This is a genomic window from Pediococcus pentosaceus ATCC 25745 (assembly GCF_000014505.1).
GTDB lineage: Bacteria > Bacillota > Bacilli > Lactobacillales > Lactobacillaceae > Pediococcus > Pediococcus pentosaceus.
Window position 1 is genome coordinate 367,170 of record NC_008525.1, and the last position, 25,975, is coordinate 393,144.

Consider the following 25,975-nt stretch of genomic DNA (forward strand, 5'->3'; position numbering starts at 1 on the left):
ATGGTTTCGATTAAAAACAGTTGGAGGGTATTTCAAAAACATATATCACCTGCTGCCGTTGCAACGGCTTTGGCAGCGATTATTTGTGCTGTCATTCTCTTTATACCACCGATTAATGGCTATGCCGATAATGGAGATTTTTATCGGGCAATGTTAAGTAACGGGATTTATCGACTACCAACCAAGGATAATCAGTATATTGGTTATGTGGTAACTAAGTTTGGGATTTTAAAGTATTTTAATGAAAATAACGTTGCTGTTTTTTCATCTCAAGCGCTTTTCGTTAAAGCCGCTGTAATACTAAATAAGTTACTTTATAGTCATCGTTACTTTGATATTCGCTTGTTAGGTATCGTCTATTATGTAGCTTTTTTACCTGGTATCTACCTATTAACTAAAGCATTAACCGGAACTTGGCGACGTATACGAAGTTATGTGATTGCAATTCTAGTAGTACTTATCTTTGCGGATGCTTCATTTATTCTGTATTTTAATTCCTTTTTCGCTGAACCGGGAATGTTAATTTCATTCTTGTATGTGGTAGGGTCTCTCATTTTATTAGCCCGTGGAGATTATTCTAAACGCTGGAAATTGTTATTAACCTACTTTATTAGTGTTGTGGTCTTAATTACTAGTAAACAACAAAATGCTCCTTTAGCACTAAGTTTTGGAGTCATGTCAGTGGGGCTCTTTTTCCTGCCCGGTTTAAAAAAGGCTAAGAAATTAGCTGTTATGGGTGGTGTTGTTGCTACTTTGGGAGCGGGAGTTCTGACGTATAGTTTAATCAATAAAGAATTCAACGACGTTAATCAATATCAATCATTTTCTCATGGAGTTTTGATGGAAACGGGAGATCCGAGTAAAAATATTGCCAAAAGTGGGCTGAGTGAGCAATTTGCCTTAATGCGGGAGCAAAACTATTATGCTAAAACTTTTGATACCGTTGACCCAAGTTCTCACTACGTTAGAAAACATTTAATTGAAAAATACAACTTTGCGTGGATTATTAAATATTATGCTAGAAATACTGATCAATTTTTACGCTTACTAGATGTAGCTAGTAAGGATATTATGGTTACTCAAGTAAAGGCAGTCGGCGATTATACCAAGGATTCTGGGAAAAAAGCGGGTCAACAGAGCACCTTTTTTACACTTTATAGTTCGCTGATGGAAGCTTTCTTTCCAGGAAAATATGCCTTTTTGTGTCTCTTGGCTATCACATTTGTGGCTGTATATGCAGTTAGTGCTTATATTGACTTTGTAGCTGGAAGATTATTTGGCGTTGTACGTTTTTTTCTAGTGCTGGGATTGATGACCATTTGTGTGTTTGTTCCAATTGTTTCAATTATTGGTGATGGCGATGCTGATTTAGCCAAACATTTATTCATGGTCCCTCTCAGTTTGGACTTTACCTTCATAATGTTTATTTCAGACATTCTAAATCATCAATTATGGCTAACTGAACAGGAGGAAGATGGGGATGCGTAAAATAATTATGTTTTTTTTAACGATTTTCTTCATGGCCCTTGGCGGAGTAGTTCAAGCCACCCGAACAGCACATGGTAGTGAACGCGATGATAATCGTGTTTTGCTCGTTTATGATTCTCAAAATACTGTCGAACAGGGTGAAAAAAAGATTGATACCTTACAGCGAATGTTAGCAGGGATGGGACTTAAAGTTAAGACAGTTAAAGAAAGTGAATATCAAAAAGGTGAGTTAAACCATAGTTATCAAGGGGTAATTACCATGATTAACTGGAAACAAGCGTCACTGGATAATCCAACTTTCGTTAAAGATCGTAATCAATATGACGGTGTTAAACTTCATATTGGTGAAGGCTTAGATCGAACCGAACAAAAACAGTTACAGGTTAAGCTAAAGACGATTTATCAACAACAATTCATTTTAAGTGACGATAGCAGTACAGAAATGTTGCCATTTGTGGAACGCATGGATGTTTTAACTGGAGTTCCAAAACAAGCACAGAGTTACGGCATGTTAAAGACGCAAAATAATGAAGGTCAATCCTATAAGTATGGGGTAATTAATCAAAAACAAGGTTACTTGCCTTTCTTCAACAATAAAGGACTGGGATTAATTACAGCTAGCAAGATGATAGCTATTTTATTTAATCGTCAAGAAGAAACCAAACCGTTGTTAACGATTACGGATGTTTCGCCTTATAGTAATCTAAAGCTGTTAGATCAATTAAGCGTATTCTGTGAAAAGCATGGTATACCATTGGCAATCAGTACTTCCACAGTAGCTAAAAACACGGAAATGCACGCGTATAAAAGGTTTACCATGTATTTACGTAGACTTGAAGATCGAGGCGGTGTGATTTTCTTACAAGCTCCGGTGATTGGGGGAGCTACTGCGGATAACGCAGGAGAATTGAGTGAATTATTTGATAACTATCTACTTAATTTGGCACAAAATCAAGTTTATCCAGTTGGAATTAGTGCCCAAGGTTTTTGGAATCAGGATCGAGTCTTGAGGAATAGTGCTTTGAAAAAAGCTAATTATCAGATGCTACTTCCTAATAAAAAAGTAGTTTATCTCGATCAAGATAATCAAGGTGGTACCAATAGCCGAAGTTATTTAGCATTACTAGCCTCAAGTTTTAATAAAATTAAACACCAAGCAGATGTACGATTTGCAATGCCCACAGCGCTAACTTTTAAGATGCCTGATAGTAAGGTTAAGTTGAAAAATTTAAAAGAACAAATTCAAGCGTTGAACTTTGAATGGCAAGCTCCGGATGAAGCTATTAATTCAAAAATTGATTTTGCAAGTTCATCACTTGCTTTTCAAAATGGACAGTATTTGGTGAATGGTAAGGAGACGGAAGTTGAAGTTAATTCAAATATGGAAAATACTGATAAGCCAACTCCTACGCCGGCGCTATTTAAAGGCTTTTTCAGAGTTGAAGGGCAAATTATTACCGTGTTCTTCGCCATTATCTTTACCGTCTTAATCATTTTTATCGCCTTTGGAAGAAAAATTTACAAGAATATGTTCAAGAGATAGGAGGAGTGAATCATCACAATTTTGGATTTTTTCCTAATGGTAGCTATCATTGCCATTTGGGGAACATTAATAATTAATTTGATTTTAACGGTAGCTGGATATACGTGGTATCTCCAAGAAGCTCCCAAACCGGATAAGCAACTTCCTGAAAAGATTCCCTTTGTGACGGTGATGGTACCTGCACATAATGAAGGAATCGTAATTGTTAAAACTGTTTTATCGTTGCTCAGTTTTGACTACCCCCATGATCACTATGAGATCATTGTAATTAATGACAATTCAAGTGATAATTCGGCAGAGTTATTAAAAGAAGTCCAAAATGATTTTGGCGAAGAACGTTTGAAAGTTATTAATACAGATAATGTTACGGGAGGAAAAGGCAAGTCCAATGCCCTAAATATTGGTTTGAAGCAAGCCAAAGGAAGTGTTATTGCAATTTATGATGCAGATAACACTCCAGAACGAGGTGCGCTTCGTCTTTTAGTAGCAGAACTTTTAGGAAATGACCGTTTAGCGGCGGTTATTGGAAAGTTTAGAACTAGAAATAAAGAAGCAACTATTTTAACCAGATTTATTAATATTGAAACACTTTCGTTTCAATGGATGGCTCAAGCGGGACGTCAACGGCTGTTTAAACTATGTACGATTCCAGGAACCAATTATGTTATTAGACGCGAAATTTTAGAAAAAATTGGTGGTTGGGATGTTAAAGCCTTAGCGGAAGATACGGAAATTAGTTTTCGGGTCTACCAGATGGGATATCAAATTAAGTTTCAGCCGCGTGCGGTTACTTGGGAACAGGAACCACAAACCTTAGATGTGTGGTTCCATCAGCGAACGCGCTGGGTGAAAGGAAACATTTACGTGGTCGTTAAAAATGCCAAATTACTCTTTAAAAAGGCCGGACGTCCCATTCGCTTTGACTTACTCTATTTCTTGTCAACGTACTTTTTATTGATGACCGCTTTGATTCTATCTGATGTAGTTTTTGTTCTTTCAGTCGCTGGGTTGGCTCATTCAGATTTACAAGGTTTTAGTAATGCTTTGTGGTTATTTGGAATAATAATGTTTATCATCAGTACCTTTGTCACGGTTACAACCGAAAAGGGTGAAATGCGTTTTAGCAATATTCTTTATATTATTTTTATGTATTTGGTATACAGTCAAATGTGGTTAGCAGTCGCAGCATACGGAATGGTGGGGTATATTCGTGAACAAGTCTTTCATAAACAAGCAAAATGGTATAAAACTAAGCGGTATAAGTAAATTAATTATTTTAACATTAACGATATTATTAATGTCATTAGTTGGCGTGGGCCAAGTACATGCTGAAGACCTAACTTATACTCAAAATTTTCAAAATGATACAACAACTTTATCTGGTAAATCAACAGCAACGAGCATGTACTTTACCAAGATGGATTATTGGAACGTTAAAAAAGCTACCTTTAATTTTAATTATCAAGTTTCACAGTTAGCTGATAAAACAACGTCTGATATCACGTTATCAATGAACGGCGTTAAATTTTATTCATTTCGTCCAGAGCATAAGAGTGGTTTTCAGAGTAAAGCTGTTGAGATTCCGCTAGAACTCCTGCAAGGTACTAATAAACTTGAAATTAAAGGACAAATTTTAAATAAAAAAGATGCTAAGAATTATGATTTAGCACAAACTCCAGCTAATTGGCTAACAATTAAGTCTGGTACTAATATGAATTTTAAATATGAAGTAAAAGATCCAGAAAACACATTGCGTTCATTTTATGATCATTTTTCTGGTGAAGATACAATAGCTAATCAGCACTCAAAAATTGTCACCCCTGATCAACCAATTAAAGCTGAATTAGCGGCTGGTATGACTGCTCTAACAGGTATCTCGCACGCAACTACTACAAACAATAACCAAATCAGTGTTGTCCAAAATACAAATATGGATGCTACTAAAGGTGATTATATCTTGTATGTCGCTAAATATGATAATCTTCCTAAAGCTTTGAAGCAGGAAATTAGCGAAAAAGACGTTGAGAAAAGAGCGGTAATTAAAACTCACTATACTAAAAAAGGTGATTATTTAATTGTAACGGCCAAAACAGATGGCTTATTAAAAAAGGCTTCCCAGTTTTTTGCTAATCCAGAACTAATGCAACAGACGAATAAGAGTACAGAAATGATTTCGTATTTAACAAATACCTTTATGTCTAAAGTTCAAGATAGAGGTAAGTATCAACTAACCAATGTCATTGATAAGATTAAAGGTGCTAGTCATCATGAAACCAATTATTTGGTAACATTGCCTAATGACCGAACAAACGCTGATGGTTCCGAAGTGAAATTACATTTTCGATATAGCAAAAACCTTAACTTCAAACGTTCCTTAGTGACGGTGTACGTTAACGATACAACCTTAGGAAGTAAAAAATTAACCGCTGCTAAAGCTAATGGAGACGAAGTTACTTTGGAGGTTCCTAAAGGGACTTCCTTAGGAAACAGCTTTGAAGTCCGAGTAGCTTTTGATTTGGAAATGAAGGATCAAGAAATTTCAGATAACTCTGAAACCCCTTGGGCAGAAGTAGATACGAATTCTGAAATGAAGGTTAAATCAGAAAAGAGTAACGATTTACTCTTTACCAACTATCCCACAATCTTTATGAAGAACCAAACATATAACAACTTAGCAGTGGTTATACCTAAAAAATTAACTGCGATAGACTTCAAGAGTTTAACAAATATTTTTAACTTGATGGGTGCTTACGCTAAGAGTAATACTGGAAAAATTAAATTTTATACTGAACAGCCTAATCAGGATACAATGATTAATGATAATTTAATTGTACTTGGGACCCCTTCTAATAATGCAATGATTAAATCCTTGAATAAAGATTTGTATTTCAAATATTCTGATGACTATCGAGGATTTGTTTCTAATGAAAAGCTCAGTATTGAGGAAGATTATGGCAAGACGATTGGAACAGCGCAACTAATTCGTTCTCCTGAAAATAGTAAAAAGGGCATTCTAGTCCTAACGGGGGCTACTCCGGAAGCCAGTTATCTAGCTTCGACACAGCTTAATTTTAAAAAGAATATCGATCAATTTACAGGCGACGCAATTGTGGTAGATCAAAATAACAACCACTATAGCTATCGCTTCAAGAAAAACAAGTATATTGATCGAAATTTAGAACACAAGCGGACCATTAGTAATAATAGTCAATTAATTATTTATTTGGGAATTGTCTTTTTAGCTTTGATTGTCATTGGTTTTGGAGTTTACCTAGTTTTTAGAAAGCAAGCCATGATGAATGGAGGTCGTAAGAATGCAAAACAAAAATAGCAAAGATCGTTTGTATGAAGATATTGGTCTACTCCTACTTTTATTAATGCTTAGCATTACGGCCGTTTTGATGATGCTTTCTCAAAACATCGTTGTGAATATAATTTATTTAATCATCACTATGGGAATTTTAATTGTAACTTACTTTATGGGAATTATTCCCAGCTTATTAGCAAATATGGTGTTTATTGCTTTCCAAACCGTAGTTATGTTGTATGAATATTTTGGTTTGAATCACGAAATTCAGTGGTCGTTGCTTTTCTGGCTAATCATGCCGTTGTTGATTTCACTGACCATGTATCTTTCAACACGGAGTCAGATTGCGTTGCAAAAGGCGAATAGTGATTTACATGCGGCTTTGGTAGAGCGGGGCGCCTTTGATCAACAAACTAATTTGCGGACGATGGTTGCATATGTGGAAGATGCCGGAGTATTTATTGAAACTAGTCGACGCTTTGAGATTCCCGTATCCACGCTAATTATTAAAATAAGATATTTTAATGATTTACGGAGAATGATGAGTGATCGCCAACTTCAGCTTTTATTACAAATTGCTTCAGAGGTAATCAAAAGTTCGACGCGTGATAATGATATTACCTATATTTTGGAAAATGAAGATCCGACGTGGGCGATTCTTTTGTACACTAATGCTACTGGAGGAAGAATCGCTGGACAACGGGCTAAAGATGCGTTTGAAAAACGGATTAAGGAAAGCTCAGAGTTAGTGAATCTCGCTATTTCAATGGTTGTGGGTGTTTCAGAATGGAACGCAGAGGAAATGAGTAATCCATATGATTTAATGAATGATGGAATTAAAGAAACTCAATATGATGTTTAGAGCAGCATAAAAAAGAACCTTAACTTCAGAAAAAGAAGTTAAGGCTCTTTATTTTTATTAGCAAATTTTATTACCAATATCTTTCATATCTTTAGCGAGTTCGTCTTTAGTTTGGGCATCTGTTGGTTCGTAATTTTGAACAGTAACGGCACCATCTAAGATGCTACTATCATCACTGAGTTTAAGCAGTCCCATTTTATAATCTAATTTTAGCCCATTACCTAAATAATTAGCCTCTTCTTTACCAGTAGTAAGATTAAGATCCGCATCGTTTTCAATTGTATCCGTGTAAGCTTGATCAGGAACAGATGAGATAACTAGTTGGAATTTATTACCAATAGCACATGATCCACCTAATTTTGAAAATTTACTAGAACCATCATCAAGTGCTAAGAAGATATGCTTACCGTCGATATCTTTCTTTAATAAATAATCTTTTGCATTCTCTGTAATATTAATTTTCATAATAAAATTCCTCCTATGCGTAAAACAAACACTGAGCTCCTACGACTTGATATTACCTTAATTTAAAACAGAAGTTAAATATTGTGCTCAGGATTTGGTTCGGTAAATTAAATCAGTTGTTCTAGCTAGCCCTTCAGGCTAAAATGAAGGAAACAAGTTTTGGGGAGGAACCAGATGGAAGTTAGGGCTGTTAATCATATCGCAATTATTTGTACGGACTACGTTTTAGCTAAAGAATTTTATGTTCATAAATTAGGGATGGAAGTAGTTGCAGAAACGGAACGCGTAGATCGAAACGACGTAAAACTAGATTTAAAATATGGAGATTTGATGTTTGAAATTTTTATCAAACCAGACGCTCCTCAGCGGGTTTCATATCCTGAAGCAGCGGGGCTACGCCACATTTCGTTTGCTACGGATAACATCGAAAAAGATGTAGACTATTTACGTTCCGTCGGGATTAAAGTTGAAGATATTCGGCGGGATGAATTGAATCAGCAAAAGATGACGTTTTTCTTCGATCCAGATGGGTTACCTTTAGAATTACATGAATGATACCAAGGCAGAGTTACGATAATTAATTTTATCGTAACTTTTTTTGTATGAAAACGTATTTTTACACATGTCTAAATTTAAACTGTTGCAAAAATAAATATGTGGAGATAGAATAGTTTATCGAGAAAAACATTTTTGGAGGGAATAAATGAAATATGATTTGACGAAAAAATCAACCAAAGGAGCGCAAAGAACTTTAAGAGCATTTTCGGATGCGATGTATAAGCTACTAGCGGAAAAATCGTATGACGATATTAGCATTAATGAAATTTGTAAGATTAGTAATTTCCCGCGGGCAACTTTCTATAACTATTTTGAAGATAAAAAAGATTTATTGAATTATTGTTGGTTATTATTCAAAGAAGAAAGCAATATTGAGCAGTATCATGACGTTGCTGACGAAGATCTTCAAGAATATGTATTGGGTCAAATCTTTGAGGCCATGGATCAGCATCGGGAACTATTAACTCAATTAGCAAAGCATAATGCTAATAATAGTTCGATCGTGAGCAGCATTTATGAGTACTTTAAAAACGAGGCTATTACGATTTTAAAGCAACATCTAAAAAATCAAACTTCGAAAGTACCACTAGAATTAGTAGCAAAGCATTATAGTAATACGATTTTGTTGGTACTTAAGTGGATTTTCATCGAGAATCATCCATTGTCTAAGAGAGAAGCGATGGAATATGTTGATGAGTTACTAGGGAAATAAGCATTAAGAGAAGAGTGAATTGATTAATTATAGATAGGAGAGAAGAGTATGAGTAAGTATATCAAACAAAACATTGCCAAGTTTGTGACTTGGATTATCGTTTTGATTTTAGGAATCGTAATGTTACCTAATATTTCTAGCTTAGTAGCTGAAAAAGGTCAAACCAAAATTCCGGATACGGCTAAAAGCCAAGTTGCTAAAACCATCCAAAAAGATTGGGGCCACAAAATTAGCAATACGCGCCAGGTCGTTTTGGTCTTTAATAATGGTGACCAAGCTTTAACCCATAAGCAAAAAGATCGTATCAATGACACTATTGATAAAATCAAAGATAATAAATCTAAGTATGATATTAAAGGAGTTACTGCTCCTAACGATAGTGAGGCAACTAAGAAGCAATTAATTTCAAAAGATAAATCAACCCAGTTGGTGCAACTAGATGTAGGTAAGCGGGATTCAGTGCGGAAGATGAATCAAAAGCTGGTTAAAGAAGTTAAGACGAGCGGAGTGAAAACTTACGTAACTGGTAGTGATATCTTAAATGATGATTTCTCGGTAGCTATTGAAGAGGGGCTTAAAAAGACTGAAGTTATTGCCATCGTCTTCATTTTGATTGTGCTAATTCTAGTCTTCCGTTCCCCAATTGTTCCTTTAATTTCTTTAGGAACTGTTGGACTATCTTTCATCGTTGCTTTATCAGCAGTGATGAATTTAGCTAAATATACAGGATTTACGATTTCAAACTTTACCCAAGTTTTCATGGTCGTTGTTATGTTTGGAATCGGGACAGATTACAATATCTTACTCTATAACCAATTCAAGAATGATTTGATTGAGGGGATGGATAAAGAAACTGCCACGAAGCATTCACTTAAGGTGGCAGGAAAAACGATTCTTTATTCAGGAAGTACCGTTCTATTAGGATTCTTGACTTTAGCATTGGCTAAGTTCTCCATTTACCGTTCGGCAACGGGGGTTGGAATTGGGGTTGCTATTTTACTACTAGCATTATTGACCGTTAACCCCTTCTTTATGTCACTACTCGGGAATAAGGTATTCTGGCCTAGTCATAATTCAAAAGAATCAAACCACAGTAAGTTGTGGGATTGGCTTTCAGGACACTCAGCTAAAAATCCATTGATTGCTTTAGGCATCATCGTAATTTTAGCAATTCCAATGCTGTTAACTTATAACAATAAACTTAATTATGATACAGTCGTTGAACTACCAGCTAATTATTCTGCTAAGCAAGGATTTAAAACGGTGCAAAAGCACTTTAGCAAAGGAACGGCGGAACCTACTACCATCTATATCAAGAGCAATCACAAGCTTGATAATGAAAGTGATTTAAGAGTTATTGATAACTTAACTAACCAAATTAAAGGTATTGATGGAATCAAGACGGTTGCATCAGTTACTCAACCAGGTGGCGATAAGTTAGATCAGCTTTATGTTAATGATCAATTGAAGACGTTGACTTCCCAAACAAGCAAGGCCCAAGCGGGCTTAAAAGAACTTCAAAAAGGTTTAACTGGTGGAGATTTTGATGCTAGTCAACTTGAAGATATCGGTGCTAAAGCGACCTTAATTGGGCAAGAGTTGAAGAGTATCCAATCAACTAGTGGTAGCTCTGTAAGTGGTCAACAATTGATGACGGCCTTACAACAAAAGATGGCAGCGGCTGGTCAACCATTATCACAAACACAAATGACGATTCTTTCTGGAGCAGCTAGCCAAGAAATGGCTTCAGTAAGTTCAATGCAAACTCGCCTTCAAGCAATTGCCACTTATACCCAAGCAATCGGTAATGATGCTCAAACTCTTGGAAATGAACTTAAGGGACAACAACAAAAAATGGCAACCGCTGGTGGCAGTGTTGGTAAACTAAATGACGGGCTATCTGAATCCAATGATTACTTGAAAGAACTTCAAGATTCATCTGCATCTAACACATTATTTGTGCCTAAAGCAGTGTTAGAAAGTGATACATTTAAAGATTCAGAAGATGTCTACTTATCTTCAAATAAAAAGGCCGCTAAGATCACGGTGGTCTTAGATTCAGATCCATTAACTGCTAAGTCGATTAAAAAAGTTGAAAGTCTGCAAACGATGATTAACAACAATATCAAGGGAACTTCATTGAAGAAAGCTTCCGTTTCGATTGGTGGTCAAACTTCTGAAACTTCTGATACATCAAGTATTGCTAATCAAGATTTCTTACGTAGTGCAGTAATTATGTTAGTTGGCATTACGCTTGCATTGATGTTAGTAACGCGCTCTATCTTACAACCATTCTATATCATTGCTTCATTGCTACTAGCATACGTAGGTGGACTAGGAATTACACGCTTTATTAGTAGTACATTCCTTGGTGAAAATCTATTAGGATGGAATGTACCTTTCTTCACCTTTGTAATGTTGGTTGCCCTTGGAGTAGATTACAGTATCTTCTTGATGATGAAGTACCGTGAATTTGGTAACGAGGATGCTGGAGATCGAATTGTTAAATCAGCAGGAATTATTGGAACGGTGGTAATTTCAGCTGCAATTATCCTAGGGGGAACATTTGCTGCCTTAATTCCAGCAGGAGTTCTGACCTTGACGCAAGTTGCTGTTGGGGTAATTAGTGGTCTGGTTATACTAGTCTTCTTAATTCCAGCAATGAATAGTAGTTTAATTCGTTTAACTTATCCAAGAAAAAATTAATCATAAAGTCGTAACTCTATTTGGGGTTACGGCTTTTTATTTGCTTACGATTAATAACTCGTTTATTCTGGGGGTATAAATAATTAGGTGAGGTGATGTTTCATGAAGATTGGGATTATTGCGGCAAGTGGCAAAGCCGGCGCATTGATTACTAAAGAAGCAGTTCAGCGTGGGCACGAAGTGACCGCCATCGTCCGTCATCCAGACCGAGTTAAAATGGATGTTTCAATTTTACAAAAAGATTTATTTGATTTGACTACAACTGATTTAGAAAATTTCGATGTAGTAGTTGATGCATTTAGAGCGGCCGAAGGAAAAGAAGAACAATTTTTGACATCAATTGAGCACTTAGTAAAAATTTTGACAGGAACGTCAGTTAAATTATTTGTAGTGGGTGGGGCAGGAAGCCTATACGTCGATGATCATATTACCCATCTTTATGAAACTCCGACATTTCCAGAAGTGTTTAAGCCCACTTCAATCATGATGGGAAGAGGACTAGAAGTTTTAGAGAATCAGAATGGATTGAATTGGACTTATATTAGTCCAGCGGCTGATTTTAAAGCTGATGGTCCCAAGAAGGGACATTACGTTTTAGGAAATGAAATGCTAATGAGTGATGCTAACGGTAAAAGCGAAATTAGTTATGCGGATTATGCAATTGCTATGTTAGATGAAATTGAAACTGGAGAACATAACTGTGAACATTTAAGTATAGTTTGGTAAAAAAAGATGGAATCATGCCCGATTTTAAACGAGGTATGATTCCATCTTTTTAATTGTTTTCTGAAATTTTAAATCTTTTTGCTAACATCGTATTCGATGCTGTTTTCAGTTTTTTCGGGATGACGATCCTTAACGTAGAAAATAGCGTACTCCTCATTTTTACTAGGATTATTAACAATTACTAGATCATCGTCTTGACGTTGCTTTTGTTTGTATAGATGTCCCTTACGAACAGCTTCATTATAATCATGGAAGTTACCAATTGAATCTCCGGGATTAAATAAAATGGTTTCACTCATTAAGTCCACCTCCTTGTTGTGCTACCTTAACTATAGCGGATGTTAACGCTATCAACAACCGAAATGGACTCTAATTTAAGGATTTAATATATCCAAAATTTCTTTTTTATAGTGAATGAAATCGGCAGTTAGCTCAAAATCGGCCTGTTTACGTTTGGCAGACGTAATTTTAATTTCATGGCTGATGGTAGCTGGTTTACCACTCAGGATATAAATACGATCAGATAAAGTAATGGCTTCATCAACGCTATGGGTAATTAGTAAGGTTGAATTCTGCATTTGACGACTAATATCGGTGTACCACTGATAAATTCCACGTTTGGTTAATTCATCTAGCGCACTAAAAGGTTCGTCTAAAAGGGTTAGGTCCTTAGTTGAAAGGAAAGTTCTTAGCAAGGCTGCACGTTGTTTCATTCCACCAGAAAGTTCATGGGGGTATTTATTTTCATAACCCGTTAAGCCAAAAAATTCAAAAAGTGGTTCGGCACGGGCAGTGGCTGCGCTTTTTTTAACCCCTTTGACTAAATCAGGCAAGATTACATTATTCATAATCGTTCGAAAGGGGAGGAGCAAGTCTTTTTGCAGCATGTAGCCTAGGTGCCCAGCTTGTCCGGTAATATCTTCATCGTTAAAGACGATATTGCCAGACTTGGGTTGATTAATACCAGCTATGATGTTAAATAGGGTGGTTTTACCAATCCCACTGACCCCGAGAATTGATACAATTTCGTTTGGTTTTACTGATAAAGAAACATCATGGAGAATTTCCTTGTCACCGAAACTTTGGTTAATATGTTGTACAAGTAATTCTGTCATTGTAATTATTCCTCGATAAGTTACTGTTTTGGTAAGTATTGATTAGTGAAGCCTTGATTTTTAGCGAGTTTTTGTTCAACAAGTTTATGATCATTAAGCCACTTGTAAAAGTTATTCCAGCGCATAGCGTCAATTTTTCCAAATTGGCCGTCTTTAGTTAAGTAGTATTTAGATAAGTAATTTTGACTCTTGTAAATTAACTTCTGATTACTCTTAAGTTCTGGAACGGCCTTCATTAATAAATCAGCAGAAGCTTTAGGATTTTTAGTGGCATATTGATAACCTTCGGTGGCTGCAGCCATGAATGCTTTAGCAGCCTTTGGATTTTGCTTCAAGAAACTATTGTTCCCAATAATGAGCGGGGTGTAGTAATCAAACACAGGATTAATAGATCTAAAACTAAAGTAATTAACTGGATAGTTTTTAATCTCGGCGTTAATACCTGCCCAGCCGTAGAAAATCCAGATTGCATCAGCAGCCTTGGATTTGAGACCAGCGACTTCATCAGTAATATTGTTAGGGACCGTTTTTACCTTAGAAAAATCACCACCATCATCTTTAACCACTTGTTTGATGGTTGCTAGTTCTGTAGGAGTATTCCAGGTTGCATAGCGATAGCCTTGCATTTTTTTAGGGCTAGTGATTCCATCAGCCTTACGCGACATAATTCCTGAAGTATTATGTTGAAGAATTGCTCCCATGGCAGTGAGGGGAAGGGGATTCTTTTTGCCAATTGCACTAGCTAAGGAATCTTGACCAGAAATCCCAATTTGAGCTTTGCCACTAGCTACGATTTGTTCGGCACTATCTTTAGAAGGCTGAACAAACTTTACTTTTAGATGATGTTTTTTGAAGTAGCCTTTTTCTTGGGCAACATAGAGGCCTGTATGGTTAGTATTGGGCGTCCAATCTAAGGCAACCGTAATGGTTTGAGTTTTAGCCGCTGAATTTGATTTTCCACAGGCAGTGAGTAATAGCGTAAAAATAGGTAAAAGGACGATTAGACTAAAAAATTTTTTATGCTTGAGCATGATTAGTTCTCCTCCATGGGGTAATAAGATACTGAATCCAGTTAACAAGTAAAATTAAGGCCAAACTTAAAATTGAAATTAAAAAGATTACCGCAAACATTTTGTCGTAAGCATAGGCCTTCATGACACGGGTCATGTAAACCCCTAAACCATTGAAACCGCCGACCCATTCTGAAACTACGGCGCCTACTAATGAATATGAAGCGGAAATTTTTAAGCTAGCAAAAAGTGAATCAATTGCATCGGGAAACTTGATGTAAAAATAAATTTTAGGTGTATTAGCCCCTAAAGTACGCATCAAGGTAATGAGATCTTTATCAGTTGAACGAAAAGCATCTAGCATGCCGACTGCAATCGGAAAGAAAGTAGTAGCGACTACTAAAACTACTTTTGGCAAAATGCCATAACCGAACCAAAGGATTAATAAAGGTGCAATCGCGACGGTGGGGATGGTTTGAGTAATCACTAGCAACGGGTAAAGCGCTTTATAAATGGGATGAAATAAATCCATGATTAAGGCTAATCCAACTCCTAAAAGCACTCCAAAGCATAGTCCCCAAAATGCTTCGATCAGAGTAACTAATGAGTTTGAAAATAAGGCGGAATAGTCACTTTTAAAAACTTCTAAAACCGAAAGTGGGGATGGTAACAGGAATTCAGGGATAATCTGGAAGAAACTAATTGCTTGCCAAATGGCTAAGATTAATAAAACAGCTACGATAGGTAGAAAATTAATGCTGGTATTTGTCAGTTTTTTCATGAATGCCAAGAACCTGTCCTTCTGGTTTGTAATTAATCTTTACATAAGACATTACTTGCGGAGCGCCAGCGTCAGCAGTTATTTTAGTAATATTCTTAACGATTTCCATCAATTGATCATAGTCGCCCTCAAGGGTGGTTTCAAAAGCACCTACTTGATAATTAACACCGGTAGATTTTATATATTTGATAGCTTGGTCGACGGCGGCGACTAGCTTCTTTTCGTCTTCCATTATAGGAAGGACTTGAATTGCGACACTTGTGTTCATAAATAAATTCCTCCATTTTTAAAATTTAGGTACAAAAAAAGCCGGCTTAAAAAGCCAGCTTCACTGCATCTTGTGTTAGAAAATAATCATTCTAATATTACAATTGAGTCTTCCTGCGCTGGCATTATCCATATCAGGTTCGAGGGTCAAAAACCATTTAGTTTTAATCTCAGCCAGGTAAAGCCCAGCACCCCTGTTACAAAATCAGTATATCTTAAATTCTAAATAAGTAAAGAGAAAGTTATTTTTAATTTTTTAGGATAAATCCTTGCATTTTGGTTTAGACCATTTTATAATTGGACTATACCAAAAACGAAAAAGGAGATTTGATCATGAAGGTTATTATTGTTAAAGATAACGTAGAAGGCGGAAAAGAAGGATACAAACTATTTGCTGATGCAAAGAAAAATGGAGCAACAACATTTGGGTTAGCTACTGGTAGTACACCGATTACCACTTATCAAGAAATTATTAAGAGTGATCTAGATTTTACGGACTCAATCTCAATCAATTTAGATGAATATGTTGGTTTGCCAGAAGATAGTGACCAAAGTTATGATTACTTTATGCACGAAAACCTCTTCAATGCTAAACCATTCAAGCACTCATACTTACCAAATGGTCGTGCAGCAGATCTTGAAGCCGAAGCCAAGCACTATGACCAAATTATCGAAGATAACCCAATTGATTTACAAATCCTTGGTATCGGACGTAATGGTCACATTGGTTTTAACGAACCAGGTACACCTGCAGACAGTACAACTCACAAAGTGTCACTAACTCAATCAACAATTGATGCTAACGCTCGTTTCTTCGAACATGAAGAAGACGTTCCACGTTATGCTATTTCAATGGGACTTGCTTCAATTATGAAGAGTAAGCATATTTTGATCGAAGCTTACGGCGAAGACAAAGCTGATGCAATCAAAGGTATGATCGAAGGTCCTGTCACAACTGACTTACCAGCTAGTGTTCTTCAAAACCATGATAACGTTACTGTTATTATTGATGAAGCAGCTGCTAGCAAGCTTTCAAACAAATAATTTAAAATATTCAGCCTAACATAAAGTCTTTGTGTTAGGCTTTTTTTATTGCAGTCAAAATGTAAAATTTGTTGATAGTTGAAAACGTTTACGCAAAGAGATATTATGAAATAGTATGTTGGTGGGATACTTGAAGCTAAAACGTCACGCTTAAAAAAAGTTTTTACGACATTTTAAAACCAAAATACATTGAAATATCAATAAATAATAATATTTAAAAATTCTAACGATGAATTTTACAAGCTTACAAACAGATAATACGTTACAATAAGCTATTATTATGAGAGAAGGAGCTATTTAAGTTGGAAAAGACAATTGCAATCAATGCGGGAAGCTCAACCCTTAAGTTTAAATTATTTGAAATGCCGGAAGAAAAGGTTATTTCATCAGGAACTGTCGATCGGATCGGTATTCCAGGATCAAACTTCACGATTAAGACCACTGATGGTAAAAAAGTTGAAATTGACCAACCAATTAAAAATCATGAAGAAGCAGTTAATTTACTCTTAAAAGAGCTATTAAAATTAGATATTATTAAAGATTACAGTGAAATTACCGGTGTAGGACACCGAGTAGTTGCGGGTGGAGAAATTTTCCAAGATTCTGCTTTAATTGATGACAAAGTCTTAAAGCAAATCGAAGACTTAAAAGAATATGCGCCTTTGCATAATCCAGCTAACGCTACAGGAATCCGTGCTTTCAAGAAGGTTTTACCAGATATCACTAGTGTGGCAGTTTTTGATACATCTTTCCATGAAACGTTACCTGAAAAAAATTATCTTTACAGTATTCCTTATGAATACTATGAAAAATATGGGGCTCGTAAATACGGTGCTCATGGTACTAGTCATCAATATGTAGCAGGTCGTGCGGCTAAGATGATGGGCAAGCCATTAGAAGAACTAAAAATAATCACCTTACATTTAGGGGCTGGTAGTTCAATTACAGCTATCAAGGATGGAAAATCATTTGATACATCAATGGGCTTTACACCTCTAGCAGGGATTACTATGGCAACCCGTTCTGGTGATATTGATGCCTCTTTAGTAGTTTACTTAATGCAAAAACTTAATATTACTAATCCGGAAGACATCTTAACTATTTTGAATAAGAAGTCTGGTTTGCTAGGACTATCAGGAATGTCACCTGATTTGCGTGATATAATTGATGCCGCTGAAAAAGGTGAACATCGTGCACAAATGGCCATCGATATTTTTGTTAATAATATTGTGAAATACATTGGTTCCTATGCAACTGAAATGGGTGGTTTAGATGGAATTGTATTTACAGCAGGAATTGGTGAAAATAGTGTTCCAATGCGTGAAAAAATTACTTCTAAATTAGGAATTTTCAATGTTAAACTTGACCAAGCGCTTAATGAAAAACGTGGAGAACGTTTCATTAGTGCGGAAGACTCGGCTGTCCAAGTCATGGTAATTCCAACTGATGAAGAATTGGCGATTGCTCGCGATGTTGAAAAGTTTAAAAAAATGGGGGACTAACTCATGGATTTATTTGAAGGTTTGAAGTCAAAAATTAAGGGCCAAAATAGAACAGTTGTATTTCCCGAAGGTGAAGATGTTCGAGTTTTAGCTGCCGCTATTCGACTAGCTGATGATGGCTTAGTTCAATCAATCTTACTCGGAGTGGAAGCTGATATTAAAGCTACTGCTGAAAAGCATGGATTAAACCTTGAAAATGTGCAAATTATTGATCCGAGCCAATATCCGGAAGCCGATCAAAAGGAAATGATTGATAAGTTAGTTGAACGTCGTAAGGGTAAAAATACCGAAGAACAGGTTATCGAAATGCTCAAAGATGTAAATTACTTCGGAACTATGCTAGTTTACTTAGGCAAGGCGGATGCCATGGTATCTGGAGCAGTTCATGCTACTGGTGATACAGTTCGCCCCGCTCTTCAAATTATCAAGACTAAACCAGGAATGCGTCGAATTAGTGGAGCATTTATCATGCAACGCGAAAATGAACGCTATGTCTTTGGGGATGCAGCTATTAATATTGATCCCGATGCAGAAACATTGGCTGAAATTGCGATTCAAAGTGCAGAAACTGCTCGCCTATTTGACATCGACCCTAAGGTTGCAATGTTAAGCTTTTCAACTAAAGGCTCAGCGGCTGGACCAATGGTAGATAAAGTTCGCGAAGCTACTAAGGTTGCCCAAGAACGTGATCCAAAGACCCCATATGATGGTGAACTTCAGTTTGATGCAGCCTTTGTTCCAGCTGTTGGAGCAAGTAAGGCTCCAGATTCAGAAATTGCAGGACATGCGAATGTCTTTATCTTCCCTGAACTTCAATCTGGAAACATTGGTTATAAGATTGCTCAACGTCTAGGCGGTTTTGAAGCAATTGGCCCAATCTTGCAAGGACTTAATGCACCGGTTTCCGATTTATCTCGTGGAGCTAGTGAAGAAGATGTCTATAAAGTAGCAATTATTACCGCAGCTCAAGTTTAGAAAATAAAAATAGGAATCGGAATTTTTCCGACTCCTATTTTTTTTGTGCACATTCAGGGCAATACCCTTCGACTTCAATATGATTGGCAATAATGTCGTATCCAGTTTTTTTAGCAGCAATGCGGTCGATTTTAGCTAAATCAGATGCGTATTCAGGATAATCAACATCAATGATTTTTCCACAGTTAACGCAAATTACGTGGAAATGAGGATGGCCATAGTAGTCGTAATGAATTCCATCTTCACTACTAGTTAATTCAATGACTAGACCTTGATCTACCAGAAGTTTAAGTGAATTATATACAGTGGCTAAACTTAAGCTAGGTTCTTTGGCGTTGACCGCTTTAAAAATAGTTTCCACAGTTGGATGATTTCTTTTTTCAATCAAATATTCCAGTACTAACCGACGTTGAGGAGTAATCCGTATATGATTATCACGTAAATGGTCAATTGCTTCATCAATAGTCTTTTTCATCATCCTATTTCTCCTATGTGTTATTAACTAATTGAAACACTTTTTAAGTTTGGTTTCAATGTGCCACAATCGAATTTGAAAAAAGTTTTCGTTGCGCCTTTACTTTACCTTTTTTAATTAATAAAATTATAATTAAGCTTATTTGAGGAGGGCGTATACATGAATAAGATTCGCCACCAGTTTGATCAATTGGTGCAAGGTGAATATCGTGAGGCCTTCATTCTGATTCTAGGAATGATTGTGATGCTGATTGGAGAGTTTTCAACCGCATTGGCAGTCACTAAAATTGTGGAAGCATTTGGAAATAATGAAGTTGTCGTACAACTGACGAATATTTTACCTTTGGCTTGGTTAGCTTTAATGTATCCATTGGGCCCAGTTTGGTTGCAAAAAAAGTCAGTCGTTCAGTTGTTAAAGTTATCCTTAGCTATTTTTATGATTGGTTCTTTATTAGTAGGGATAGCTTTTAATATGCCTATTTTATTACTGGGCCGGATTATTCAAACCACGGGGTGTGGAATTCTATTACCAATGCTTCCGAGTTTAATTGCGACAATTTTACCAGAAAAAAATGTGGGTTTAACCAAAATGGGAGATGTTATGTTAGGAGTAGCGCTAGTTTTAGCCTTATTTCTAACCGGAATATCCTTTTTATTGGGAAACTGGCAATTAATCAATATTTTCTTAATTGTTTTAAGTCTGATCATTTACCACAATGCGTCAAGTATTAAAATCGATTTAGAAATCAGTACATATAATATTGAACGGGTAAACGTAGTTCTTTCGAGTGGCTTTATGGTCTTCATTGGTTGGATAGTTACTTTGGGAGATCAAATCACGAGTAGCTGGTTTAGCTGGGGCTTATTGGTGATAGGTATTGGTCTAATCGCAACTTATCTGTGGCGTGAATTATCTGTACCCAATCCGTTGATTGATTTTAAAGGATTATTCAATGTTCGATACTTGCGGGCTGTATTACTCCAAGGAATTGGAGATGCTTCCTTAGTAGTGTTAATGATTATCGGGATTTTATATTTGCGTCAAGGATTACATTATTCGGTCATTATTATTGGATTAGCCTTGATGCCATCGATCGTCGTGATGATTTTAATGCATCATGCTACCAAACGATGGTTTAACAAATTCGAATCGGTCAATAACGTCAGAATGGCGATGAGCTTAATGATGGTGGGATGGGGATGTCTATCCTTGTTCTCAACCTACTTAAACCTAATTTTATTTATTGTTTTAACTATAATAATTGAAGCTGGGCATGGATTGTTAATGCAGGTGGGTCAAGAACTCAGCCAAAATCAAAAATCGGCACGTTTAAATAACATGGCCGATATTTTTATGGCTCAGTTCAAATTGATGTCCTCAGGCATGATATTGGCAATTTTGTCAGTTGTTTTGCAGAATGTAACCAACAGTCACACTAGTAACGGATTACCAGGTAAATTATCAACCCTCGTGGGATACCGAGCTACTTTTTCACTTTTCTTTGTGATTACAATTTTAGGTTGGATTATCACGATGTTGGCAGGCAGAAACTTAAACTTAAGCAAACATATTGTAAAATAATTGGGGAATTCAAATGGATTTTAAAGTAGTTTTTAGAAAAACAAAAACGTTTTTAAGTGCTTTACTGAAGCGGTTCAACGATTCGGAAGTTGTAAATAATTCGATTGTTTTAGCGTATTATTTACTACTTTCATTTTTTCCAATGGTAATGTTGATGGGATCGTTATTACCATTGTTTGATATCAAAGTGAACACGGTGCTAGAATACATTGAAACAGTGGTACCGGTGACAATTTACAACATTACCGAGCCCATTGTTAAAGATTTTCTGGGGAGTGGAAATGGCGAGTTACTATCGTTCAGTTTGTTGTTGACAATCTATTCAGCTAGCCAAGCTGTGGCTGCTTTTCAACGGACAATTAATCGAGCTTATGATGTAGCTAAACATCAAAATCCCATTGTTAATCGGATTGTCGCGTTTGTTTTGACCGTAATAATCATTGCTATTATGGGGATTTTGGTATTCCTCTTTAGTTTTGGACAAACGTTGATTAGTTATTTAACCCCAATTCTGAATTTACCAACGCATCTGTTTGATTTGATCGGACAGTTGAAATGGCCTGTAACTATCGTGGGCTTATTTGTTGGATTAGCGTTGTTATACTACTTGGTGCCTAATGCTAAAATCAAATTTAAGTACGTTATTCCAGGATCAATTGCCGCAACCATTGGAACAATGATTATCTCGCAATTTTTCTCATTCTACTTACGAATTTTTGCCCGTTCAGTAACCAGTTATAAGACTTTGGGAACCTTTATTGCGATTATGTTCTGGCTAAATTTCTCGGCAATGGTAGTTATGTTTGGTGGAGTTTTGAACGCTACCTGGCAAGAGCTACGTGAAGGAAAGATTGTGGAAACCTCCGGCAGTCTTAGAAAAGTAGCTGGTAAGTATAAAATTAAAATCAAAAAATAAAAGTTATCCAACAGTGGAATTAACCGCTGTGGATAACTTTTTTATTTTTCTGAATAAACCACTTCAAAAACTTCGGAAACCACCGGCTTATCCTCTGTAAATTGAGTATCATATTTTTGCATGAGTTTAGTAAATTTAGCTAACGAACGTGCCCGCCAATCTTCAATCGATAAGTCGCCTTCACCCTCATTATAGGCGTGCTCACCTGAGATTCGAAGGAAAGGTACTAATTCCGAGACGACCGTCTGGATGATTGCGATTGGTTTCATGTCACCATTTAAAAGGATGAAATAATCACCAACCTGAGGAACGGCCTCTTGTTCTGCTGAATAATAGGCAAGTGGTTTCGAGGTAGAACGTTTCTTACCACTTAAAATCAAAGCGTTAAGACGGTTAATTTCGTCTGGTTGATCTTGAGGACCAAACCACCGTGTCTGGTAAGTTTTACCTTCAATTTTATTTTTTGTAGTAAAATCATGCCACATTTTTTCTGCTGGAGTTGTCATAATATCATTCCTTTCGAATGTAATTAACCTATTTTAACATTGTGAAAACGGTTACGCAAAAACTGTGAAATTATGCTATTCTAAGTAAATTTGACGTAAGTCAGCTAAATCTTGATCTGAAAATTCGAGTGCTTCCTTGAAATAATGATCAAATGAACCAAAACGATCAAGAATTAAATCATGGGTATGATCGAGACTGGAAGCAGTCACTGAGAATACACTATTCATTTTTTGGATAAGTTTATCCACATGTTTACCAGTAATTTGGCGGCGAAGCTCATCGGGATCTTGATTGCTGTATACCAAATTAGTTAGAAGGTAGTCTTCACGAATAGTTTGGTAGGGGACCTGAAGGGCTGAAAGAATCAGCATACCGGCCATGCCTGTTCGATCTTTACCAGCTGCACAGTGGAAAAGTAATGATTCTTTTTCGTTGGTATTAGCTAATAAATCGACAAACATCTGGTGAAAAGCAATCCGCGAGTGTTCACTAAAGGCCATTGTTAGGTATGGATCATATAAGGACTGTTCATAAGCTTGATATTTTAAATGTTTATTTTGGGGTAAATCAGATTTTTCGTTATCTTGGATAGGATAAACTGGATAAAAACGATAGATAGTTTGGGCTGGGATTTTATCGGAACTCCAGGACGCTTCAGCTGGTGAGCGAAGGTCGATATCATATTTGAGTCCATAATCAGCCAATAGGGCCTGAGTGCGAGGAGTTAAATGACTCAGCTCACCTGAACGGAGCAATTTTTGCCATTTAATAGTCTGATTAAATTTAGTTTGATAACCACCCAGCTCACGAAAGTTTACTGCACCAGGTACATTTAAAATACGTTCCGGTTTCATAAGAAAGAAAACCTCCCTTTATTAATATCATTACCATTATAGTCTGATTTAATTCCATTCGGGAAATAAAAAATTTGAAGGTAAGTAAAAAGACGCCGATTAAGGCGTCTTTTTGGGGAGTAGGTTGTTGAAAACTAAATTCTGTACTTTTTGGAGGAGTAATCAGAATAAAAGTTTAACGAATGAGGAAATTTCTTTCCTCATCCATGTAAATCATATTAAAGCATAAATGTGAATTTTTTGTTAACGAAGTGTATTGAAAGTAACAAACTTTGTTAAGTTAGTTTTAAAATATCTTTATTCTAAGTAAATTTTACGTAAATCGGTAATATCTTGTTCAGTTAGCTTTAGATACTCTCTTAAATAATTATCCATAGATCCAGAAAGTCTACGAATTTCATCCATGGCGGAATTATAATAAGAAATATTTACAGATTGAAGAGCTTTAACACTTTGAATAAAGGCGGAATTTTTATTTTTGAGTTTAAGATCCATCACGACACCATTTTGATAAGCTTTAGTGGCGCGATTAGTTAAGAGATAGTCAGCACGAATAGTGTCTTCATCCACGTTTAAAGCACTTAATAGAAAGATTGCTCCCATGCCTGTTCGGTCTTTACCAGCCGTGCAATGGAAAAGTAGCGCAGAATCATCAGCACTATTAGCAAGCAGCGCATCAAAAAACTTGCGATAAGCCTTTTGAGAATGTCTTTGGCGAATTACATCCCGATAAACACGGCGCATTTCGACTAATCCACTAGTAGGATCGCTATTCATTTTACGCTGAAGTTCATCAGTTTGTTTTGTGCTTTGAGTTTCATCAACTCGAAAAACAGGAGCAAAAACATATTCAGCACCTGAAGGGACACGATCAGGAAATTTACTTTTTTCTTCGGGAGAACGAAAATCGACGTCAAATTTAACATTGTAATCTTCTAAAAGGCGTATATCTGCATCAGCTAGACCTCCTAGTTTTCCAGAACGAATCAACTTATTCCACTTGATAGTTTTACCATCTAAATTTGTATATCCGCCTAGTTCACGAAAATTCAATCCGGATGAAATAGGTAAAAGTCTTGGTTTTGTCATACAATCTCCTCGCTTTAAATATTATTTTTAACTCGGTTGGCCATGTTGTCATAGATCCGTTTACAATCGCTGCTATTACCCCGTAATTCGTAGTCATCAATCATTTCAAAACCGTAATCTTGGGCATAGCGACGAGCTGTTAAACAGTATTGTTCGTTAAAGTTACGATTTCCACTACCAATTACACCTAAGCAAAATTTTCGGTTATCATGGTAAGCAATATATTCGCCGAGCGTATTGGTCATCAGTTCTTTAACGCCATTATCAATGCCATTTCCACCGTCAAGATAAGTAGGGACGAAGGCAAAATATGGTTGAGTTTCATCTGCAAAATCAGTTTGATCGGTAACTTCTTTGCTAATAATCAAAGGATTACTAGTATCATTTTGATGCATCTTTTCAGCATAATCTGCCAGATCATCTACAAATGACTGGGTATTCCCAGCAACTGATATATATATAATGTAAATCTGATTTTCCATGTTAAAAACTCCCTGTCTAGAATTTACTTCAAAAAACATTTTACGCCCCTCTTACCTAAAATGATACCACGGTAAAGTTGCAAACTCATAATGTTATGCAAAAGTAAGATGTGATATGGAAACGGTAACAAAAAGTAGTACAATGATAGTTAATAATGTAAGGGGTGAAGAATTTGGAGCCATATCTTGTGTTTATGGATATTGATGGAACCTTAATCGATAACCATCAGAACGTTTTACCGGAGACGAAGAGAACCATCGAAAAATTACAACAACGCGGTGTAATTTTCTATATTGCGACGGGACGGATGCTTTCGCTAGCTGAACTAATTCGCAATAAAATCAACGATCAAGTTGAAATTATAGCTTCAAATGGATCTGTATATCAAAAAGGACATCATTTTCATAAGGAGCATTTAGGATGGAATGCACTTAAGGAAATCTATAATATAACGTCAGAACTGGGTCTTTCGACTAACTTTTTCACAACAGATATGACGTATTACACACGTGAAAAGCCGTGGATGTTGAGTCGTTTAGCTCGAGTTCGGGTTATGGCCGATAAGACTGGTAACCGACGTTTTGAGAAAGTTAGAGACCTGGAACATTTACACCAACTTAGTAGTCAAATTATCAATGGGATTACCATTGATAAGACTAAGTCGGAACGGCTAGATGAAGCGCGTGAAAAAATGGAGGCAACTGGGTTACTTAAGGTATCGTCGTCTTCACCAAACAACTTGGAATTAATTCCTAGGCGAATTTCAAAAGCAACTGCTGTACGGGCAATTATGGATAAATATGGCATCCCGCTTGAACGCACAATTGCTTTTGGAAATGACATGAATGACCTAGAAATGATTAAAGCCGTTGGCACGGGGGTTGCGATGGGGAATAGTCCTCAAATCCTAAAAGACGAAGCCGATGCGGTTACGGATAGTAATGTGGAAAACGGGATTGGGAATTTTTTGGAGTCATATTTTAAATAAATAAAAAAGGAAGTAGCCTTT

General features: G+C 36.4%; 26 protein-coding genes and 1 riboswitch. Of the genes, 15 read left to right on the forward strand and 11 right to left on the reverse strand.

Features of this window, described 5'->3' with window-relative positions:
- The 5 genes from wsfD to PEPE_RS01600 are packed head-to-tail and all read left to right on the forward strand — an operon-like array spanning nucleotide 1 to nucleotide 7,200.
- A complete protein-coding gene (wsfD, locus tag PEPE_RS01580; protein WP_011673005.1) occupies nucleotides 1-1,488 on the forward strand; it encodes a glycan biosynthesis hexose transferase WsfD in 1,488 nt (495 codons plus the stop codon).
- Entirely contained in the window at nucleotides 1,481-3,031 is a 1,551-nt protein-coding gene (locus tag PEPE_RS01585) for a hypothetical protein (RefSeq protein ID WP_011673006.1), read from the forward strand. Before wsfD ends, PEPE_RS01585 begins: the two co-directional genes overlap by 8 nt.
- A gap of 36 nt (nucleotides 3,032-3,067) precedes the next feature.
- Complete coding sequence (locus tag PEPE_RS01590; RefSeq protein ID WP_041525452.1) at nucleotides 3,068-4,297, forward strand: glycosyltransferase family 2 protein; 1,230 nt, start codon at nucleotides 3,068-3,070, stop codon at nucleotides 4,295-4,297.
- 31 nt (nucleotides 4,298-4,328) lie between these two features.
- Nucleotides 4,329-6,362, forward strand: a complete 2,034-nt coding sequence (locus PEPE_RS01595) for a cellulose biosynthesis cyclic di-GMP-binding regulatory protein BcsB (protein WP_011673008.1) — start codon at nucleotides 4,329-4,331, stop codon at nucleotides 6,360-6,362.
- Entirely contained in the window at nucleotides 6,346-7,200 is an 855-nt protein-coding gene (locus tag PEPE_RS01600) for a nucleotidyl cyclase domain-containing protein (RefSeq protein WP_011673009.1), read from the forward strand. Before PEPE_RS01595 ends, PEPE_RS01600 begins: the two co-directional genes overlap by 17 nt.
- Nucleotides 7,201-7,257: 57 nt before the next feature.
- On the opposite strand, the gene PEPE_RS01605 is transcribed toward PEPE_RS01600, so the two are convergent.
- Nucleotides 7,258-7,665: an iron-sulfur cluster biosynthesis family protein gene (locus PEPE_RS01605; protein ID WP_002832756.1), complete on the reverse strand. Its 408-nt coding sequence runs from the start codon at nucleotides 7,663-7,665 to the stop codon at nucleotides 7,258-7,260.
- Nucleotides 7,666-7,839: 174 nt separating this feature from the next.
- Between PEPE_RS01605 and gloA2 the strand changes: the two genes are divergently transcribed.
- The 4 genes from gloA2 to PEPE_RS01625 all read left to right on the forward strand — a co-directional run bounded on the left by gloA2 (nucleotide 7,840) and on the right by PEPE_RS01625 (nucleotide 12,367).
- Nucleotides 7,840-8,220, forward strand: coding sequence for an SMU1112c/YaeR family gloxylase I-like metalloprotein (gene gloA2, locus PEPE_RS01610; RefSeq protein WP_002832757.1), 381 nt, complete (start codon nucleotides 7,840-7,842; stop codon nucleotides 8,218-8,220).
- A 148-nt stretch (nucleotides 8,221-8,368) separates the two neighbouring features.
- The gene (locus PEPE_RS01615; RefSeq protein ID WP_011673010.1) at nucleotides 8,369-8,935 is read left to right on the forward strand and encodes a TetR/AcrR family transcriptional regulator; all 567 of its coding nucleotides are present in this window, start codon (nucleotides 8,369-8,371) and stop codon (nucleotides 8,933-8,935) included.
- 48 nt (nucleotides 8,936-8,983) lie between these two features.
- Nucleotides 8,984-11,641 carry an MMPL family transporter gene (locus PEPE_RS01620; protein ID WP_011673011.1) on the forward strand — a complete coding sequence of 886 codons (2,658 nt, stop codon included), beginning with the start codon at nucleotides 8,984-8,986 and terminating at the stop codon, nucleotides 11,639-11,641.
- Nucleotides 11,642-11,743: 102 nt separating this feature from the next.
- The gene (locus tag PEPE_RS01625; RefSeq protein ID WP_011673012.1) at nucleotides 11,744-12,367 is read left to right on the forward strand and encodes an NAD(P)-dependent oxidoreductase; all 624 of its coding nucleotides are present in this window, start codon (nucleotides 11,744-11,746) and stop codon (nucleotides 12,365-12,367) included.
- 68 nt (nucleotides 12,368-12,435) lie between these two features.
- Here PEPE_RS01625 and PEPE_RS01630 read toward each other — a convergent pair whose 3' ends face one another.
- The 5 genes from PEPE_RS01630 to PEPE_RS01650 form a co-directional block, all read right to left on the reverse strand.
- Nucleotides 12,436-12,666: a hypothetical protein gene (locus tag PEPE_RS01630; protein WP_011673013.1), complete on the reverse strand. Its 231-nt coding sequence runs from the start codon at nucleotides 12,664-12,666 to the stop codon at nucleotides 12,436-12,438.
- Nucleotides 12,667-12,741: 75 nt separating this feature from the next.
- On the reverse strand, nucleotides 12,742-13,482 hold the full coding sequence (locus tag PEPE_RS01635) for an ABC transporter ATP-binding protein (protein ID WP_011673014.1): 741 nt from the start codon (nucleotides 13,480-13,482) through the stop codon (nucleotides 12,742-12,744).
- Nucleotides 13,483-13,502: 20 nt separating this feature from the next.
- The gene (locus PEPE_RS01640) at nucleotides 13,503-14,513 is read right to left on the reverse strand and encodes an ABC transporter substrate-binding protein (RefSeq protein WP_011673015.1); all 1,011 of its coding nucleotides are present in this window, start codon (nucleotides 14,511-14,513) and stop codon (nucleotides 13,503-13,505) included.
- Nucleotides 14,500-15,273: an ABC transporter permease gene (locus PEPE_RS01645; protein ID WP_041526951.1), complete on the reverse strand. Its 774-nt coding sequence runs from the start codon at nucleotides 15,271-15,273 to the stop codon at nucleotides 14,500-14,502. The genes PEPE_RS01640 and PEPE_RS01645 overlap by 14 nt, the downstream gene beginning before the upstream one ends.
- Nucleotides 15,245-15,541 carry a thiamine-binding protein gene (locus PEPE_RS01650; RefSeq protein ID WP_011673017.1) on the reverse strand — a complete coding sequence of 99 codons (297 nt, stop codon included), beginning with the start codon at nucleotides 15,539-15,541 and terminating at the stop codon, nucleotides 15,245-15,247. The genes PEPE_RS01645 and PEPE_RS01650 overlap by 29 nt, the downstream gene beginning before the upstream one ends.
- Before the next feature lie 93 nt (nucleotides 15,542-15,634).
- Nucleotides 15,635-15,746, reverse strand: a riboswitch (TPP riboswitch).
- Between the two features lie 127 nt (nucleotides 15,747-15,873).
- On the opposite strand from PEPE_RS01650, the gene nagB reads away from it, so the two are divergent.
- From nagB to pta, 3 genes are all read left to right on the forward strand, one after another.
- The gene (nagB, locus tag PEPE_RS01655) at nucleotides 15,874-16,584 is read left to right on the forward strand and encodes a glucosamine-6-phosphate deaminase (RefSeq protein WP_002832768.1); all 711 of its coding nucleotides are present in this window, start codon (nucleotides 15,874-15,876) and stop codon (nucleotides 16,582-16,584) included.
- A 302-nt stretch (nucleotides 16,585-16,886) separates the two neighbouring features.
- Nucleotides 16,887-18,086 (forward strand): acetate/propionate family kinase, encoded by a 1,200-nt coding sequence (locus tag PEPE_RS01660; protein WP_011673018.1) that lies wholly within the window; start codon nucleotides 16,887-16,889, stop codon nucleotides 18,084-18,086.
- A gap of 3 nt (nucleotides 18,087-18,089) precedes the next feature.
- Nucleotides 18,090-19,061 carry a phosphate acetyltransferase gene (pta, locus tag PEPE_RS01665; protein ID WP_002832770.1) on the forward strand — a complete coding sequence of 324 codons (972 nt, stop codon included), beginning with the start codon at nucleotides 18,090-18,092 and terminating at the stop codon, nucleotides 19,059-19,061.
- Nucleotides 19,062-19,095: 34 nt separating this feature from the next.
- Here pta and PEPE_RS01670 read toward each other — a convergent pair whose 3' ends face one another.
- Entirely contained in the window at nucleotides 19,096-19,539 is a 444-nt protein-coding gene (locus tag PEPE_RS01670) for a Fur family transcriptional regulator (protein ID WP_002832771.1), read from the reverse strand.
- Nucleotides 19,540-19,695: 156 nt separating this feature from the next.
- Here PEPE_RS01670 and PEPE_RS01675 point away from each other — a divergent pair, with 156 nt between their 5' ends.
- Together PEPE_RS01675 and PEPE_RS01680 are read left to right on the forward strand one after the other, a co-directional pair.
- Nucleotides 19,696-21,117, forward strand: coding sequence for an MFS transporter (locus PEPE_RS01675; protein ID WP_011673020.1), 1,422 nt, complete (start codon nucleotides 19,696-19,698; stop codon nucleotides 21,115-21,117).
- Between the two features lie 13 nt (nucleotides 21,118-21,130).
- Nucleotides 21,131-22,033 carry a YihY/virulence factor BrkB family protein gene (locus PEPE_RS01680; RefSeq protein ID WP_002832773.1) on the forward strand — a complete coding sequence of 301 codons (903 nt, stop codon included), beginning with the start codon at nucleotides 21,131-21,133 and terminating at the stop codon, nucleotides 22,031-22,033.
- 41 nt (nucleotides 22,034-22,074) lie between these two features.
- Here the strand turns inward: PEPE_RS01680 and PEPE_RS01685 are convergent, their stop codons facing one another.
- The 4 genes from PEPE_RS01685 to nrdI form a co-directional block, all read right to left on the reverse strand.
- On the reverse strand, nucleotides 22,075-22,539 hold the full coding sequence (locus tag PEPE_RS01685) for an ASCH domain-containing protein (protein ID WP_002832775.1): 465 nt from the start codon (nucleotides 22,537-22,539) through the stop codon (nucleotides 22,075-22,077).
- 75 nt (nucleotides 22,540-22,614) lie between these two features.
- Nucleotides 22,615-23,394 carry a tyrosine-protein phosphatase gene (locus PEPE_RS01690; protein WP_002832777.1) on the reverse strand — a complete coding sequence of 260 codons (780 nt, stop codon included), beginning with the start codon at nucleotides 23,392-23,394 and terminating at the stop codon, nucleotides 22,615-22,617.
- Between the two features lie 297 nt (nucleotides 23,395-23,691).
- Nucleotides 23,692-24,483 carry a tyrosine-protein phosphatase gene (locus PEPE_RS01695; protein ID WP_011673021.1) on the reverse strand — a complete coding sequence of 264 codons (792 nt, stop codon included), beginning with the start codon at nucleotides 24,481-24,483 and terminating at the stop codon, nucleotides 23,692-23,694.
- Nucleotides 24,484-24,497: 14 nt separating this feature from the next.
- Complete coding sequence (nrdI, locus tag PEPE_RS01700; RefSeq protein WP_041526984.1) at nucleotides 24,498-24,965, reverse strand: class Ib ribonucleoside-diphosphate reductase assembly flavoprotein NrdI; 468 nt, start codon at nucleotides 24,963-24,965, stop codon at nucleotides 24,498-24,500.
- A 173-nt stretch (nucleotides 24,966-25,138) separates the two neighbouring features.
- On the opposite strand from nrdI, the gene PEPE_RS01705 reads away from it, so the two are divergent.
- Nucleotides 25,139-25,954 (forward strand): HAD family hydrolase, encoded by an 816-nt coding sequence (locus PEPE_RS01705; protein WP_041526952.1) that lies wholly within the window; start codon nucleotides 25,139-25,141, stop codon nucleotides 25,952-25,954.
- Nucleotides 25,955-25,975 lie beyond the last annotated feature (21 nt).

Bases quoted from the DNA above. Each gene is read 5' to 3' on its own strand.
- PEPE_RS01645 (WP_041526951.1), bottom strand. From the start codon at position 15,273: ATGAAAAAACTGACAAATACCAGCATTAATTTTCTACCTATCGTAGCT.
- PEPE_RS01615 (WP_011673010.1), top strand. From the start codon at position 8,369: ATGAAATATGATTTGACGAAAAAATCAACCAAAGGAGCGCAAAGAACT.
- PEPE_RS01695 (WP_011673021.1), bottom strand. From the start codon at position 24,483: ATGACAAAACCAAGACTTTTACCTATTTCATCCGGATTGAATTTTCGT.
- PEPE_RS01670 (WP_002832771.1), bottom strand. From the start codon at position 19,539: ATGATGAAAAAGACTATTGATGAAGCAATTGACCATTTACGTGATAAT.
- PEPE_RS01630 (WP_011673013.1), bottom strand. From the start codon at position 12,666: ATGAGTGAAACCATTTTATTTAATCCCGGAGATTCAATTGGTAACTTC.
- PEPE_RS01605 (WP_002832756.1), bottom strand. From the start codon at position 7,665: ATGAAAATTAATATTACAGAGAATGCAAAAGATTATTTATTAAAGAAA.
- PEPE_RS01680 (WP_002832773.1), top strand. From the start codon at position 21,131: ATGGATTTTAAAGTAGTTTTTAGAAAAACAAAAACGTTTTTAAGTGCT.
- wsfD (WP_011673005.1), top strand. From the start codon at position 1: ATGGTTTCGATTAAAAACAGTTGGAGGGTATTTCAAAAACATATATCA.
- PEPE_RS01590 (WP_041525452.1), top strand. From the start codon at position 3,068: ATGGTAGCTATCATTGCCATTTGGGGAACATTAATAATTAATTTGATT.
- PEPE_RS01595 (WP_011673008.1), top strand. From the start codon at position 4,329: ATGTCATTAGTTGGCGTGGGCCAAGTACATGCTGAAGACCTAACTTAT.
- PEPE_RS01685 (WP_002832775.1), bottom strand. From the start codon at position 22,539: ATGACAACTCCAGCAGAAAAAATGTGGCATGATTTTACTACAAAAAAT.
- gloA2 (WP_002832757.1), top strand. From the start codon at position 7,840: ATGGAAGTTAGGGCTGTTAATCATATCGCAATTATTTGTACGGACTAC.
- nagB (WP_002832768.1), top strand. From the start codon at position 15,874: ATGAAGGTTATTATTGTTAAAGATAACGTAGAAGGCGGAAAAGAAGGA.
- PEPE_RS01600 (WP_011673009.1), top strand. From the start codon at position 6,346: ATGCAAAACAAAAATAGCAAAGATCGTTTGTATGAAGATATTGGTCTA.
- nrdI (WP_041526984.1), bottom strand. From the start codon at position 24,965: ATGGAAAATCAGATTTACATTATATATATATCAGTTGCTGGGAATACC.
- PEPE_RS01620 (WP_011673011.1), top strand. From the start codon at position 8,984: ATGAGTAAGTATATCAAACAAAACATTGCCAAGTTTGTGACTTGGATT.
- PEPE_RS01675 (WP_011673020.1), top strand. From the start codon at position 19,696: ATGAATAAGATTCGCCACCAGTTTGATCAATTGGTGCAAGGTGAATAT.
- PEPE_RS01640 (WP_011673015.1), bottom strand. From the start codon at position 14,513: ATGCTCAAGCATAAAAAATTTTTTAGTCTAATCGTCCTTTTACCTATT.
- PEPE_RS01625 (WP_011673012.1), top strand. From the start codon at position 11,744: ATGAAGATTGGGATTATTGCGGCAAGTGGCAAAGCCGGCGCATTGATT.
- PEPE_RS01585 (WP_011673006.1), top strand. From the start codon at position 1,481: ATGCGTAAAATAATTATGTTTTTTTTAACGATTTTCTTCATGGCCCTT.
- PEPE_RS01650 (WP_011673017.1), bottom strand. From the start codon at position 15,541: ATGAACACAAGTGTCGCAATTCAAGTCCTTCCTATAATGGAAGACGAA.
- PEPE_RS01635 (WP_011673014.1), bottom strand. From the start codon at position 13,482: ATGACAGAATTACTTGTACAACATATTAACCAAAGTTTCGGTGACAAG.
- pta (WP_002832770.1), top strand. From the start codon at position 18,090: ATGGATTTATTTGAAGGTTTGAAGTCAAAAATTAAGGGCCAAAATAGA.
- PEPE_RS01690 (WP_002832777.1), bottom strand. From the start codon at position 23,394: ATGAAACCGGAACGTATTTTAAATGTACCTGGTGCAGTAAACTTTCGT.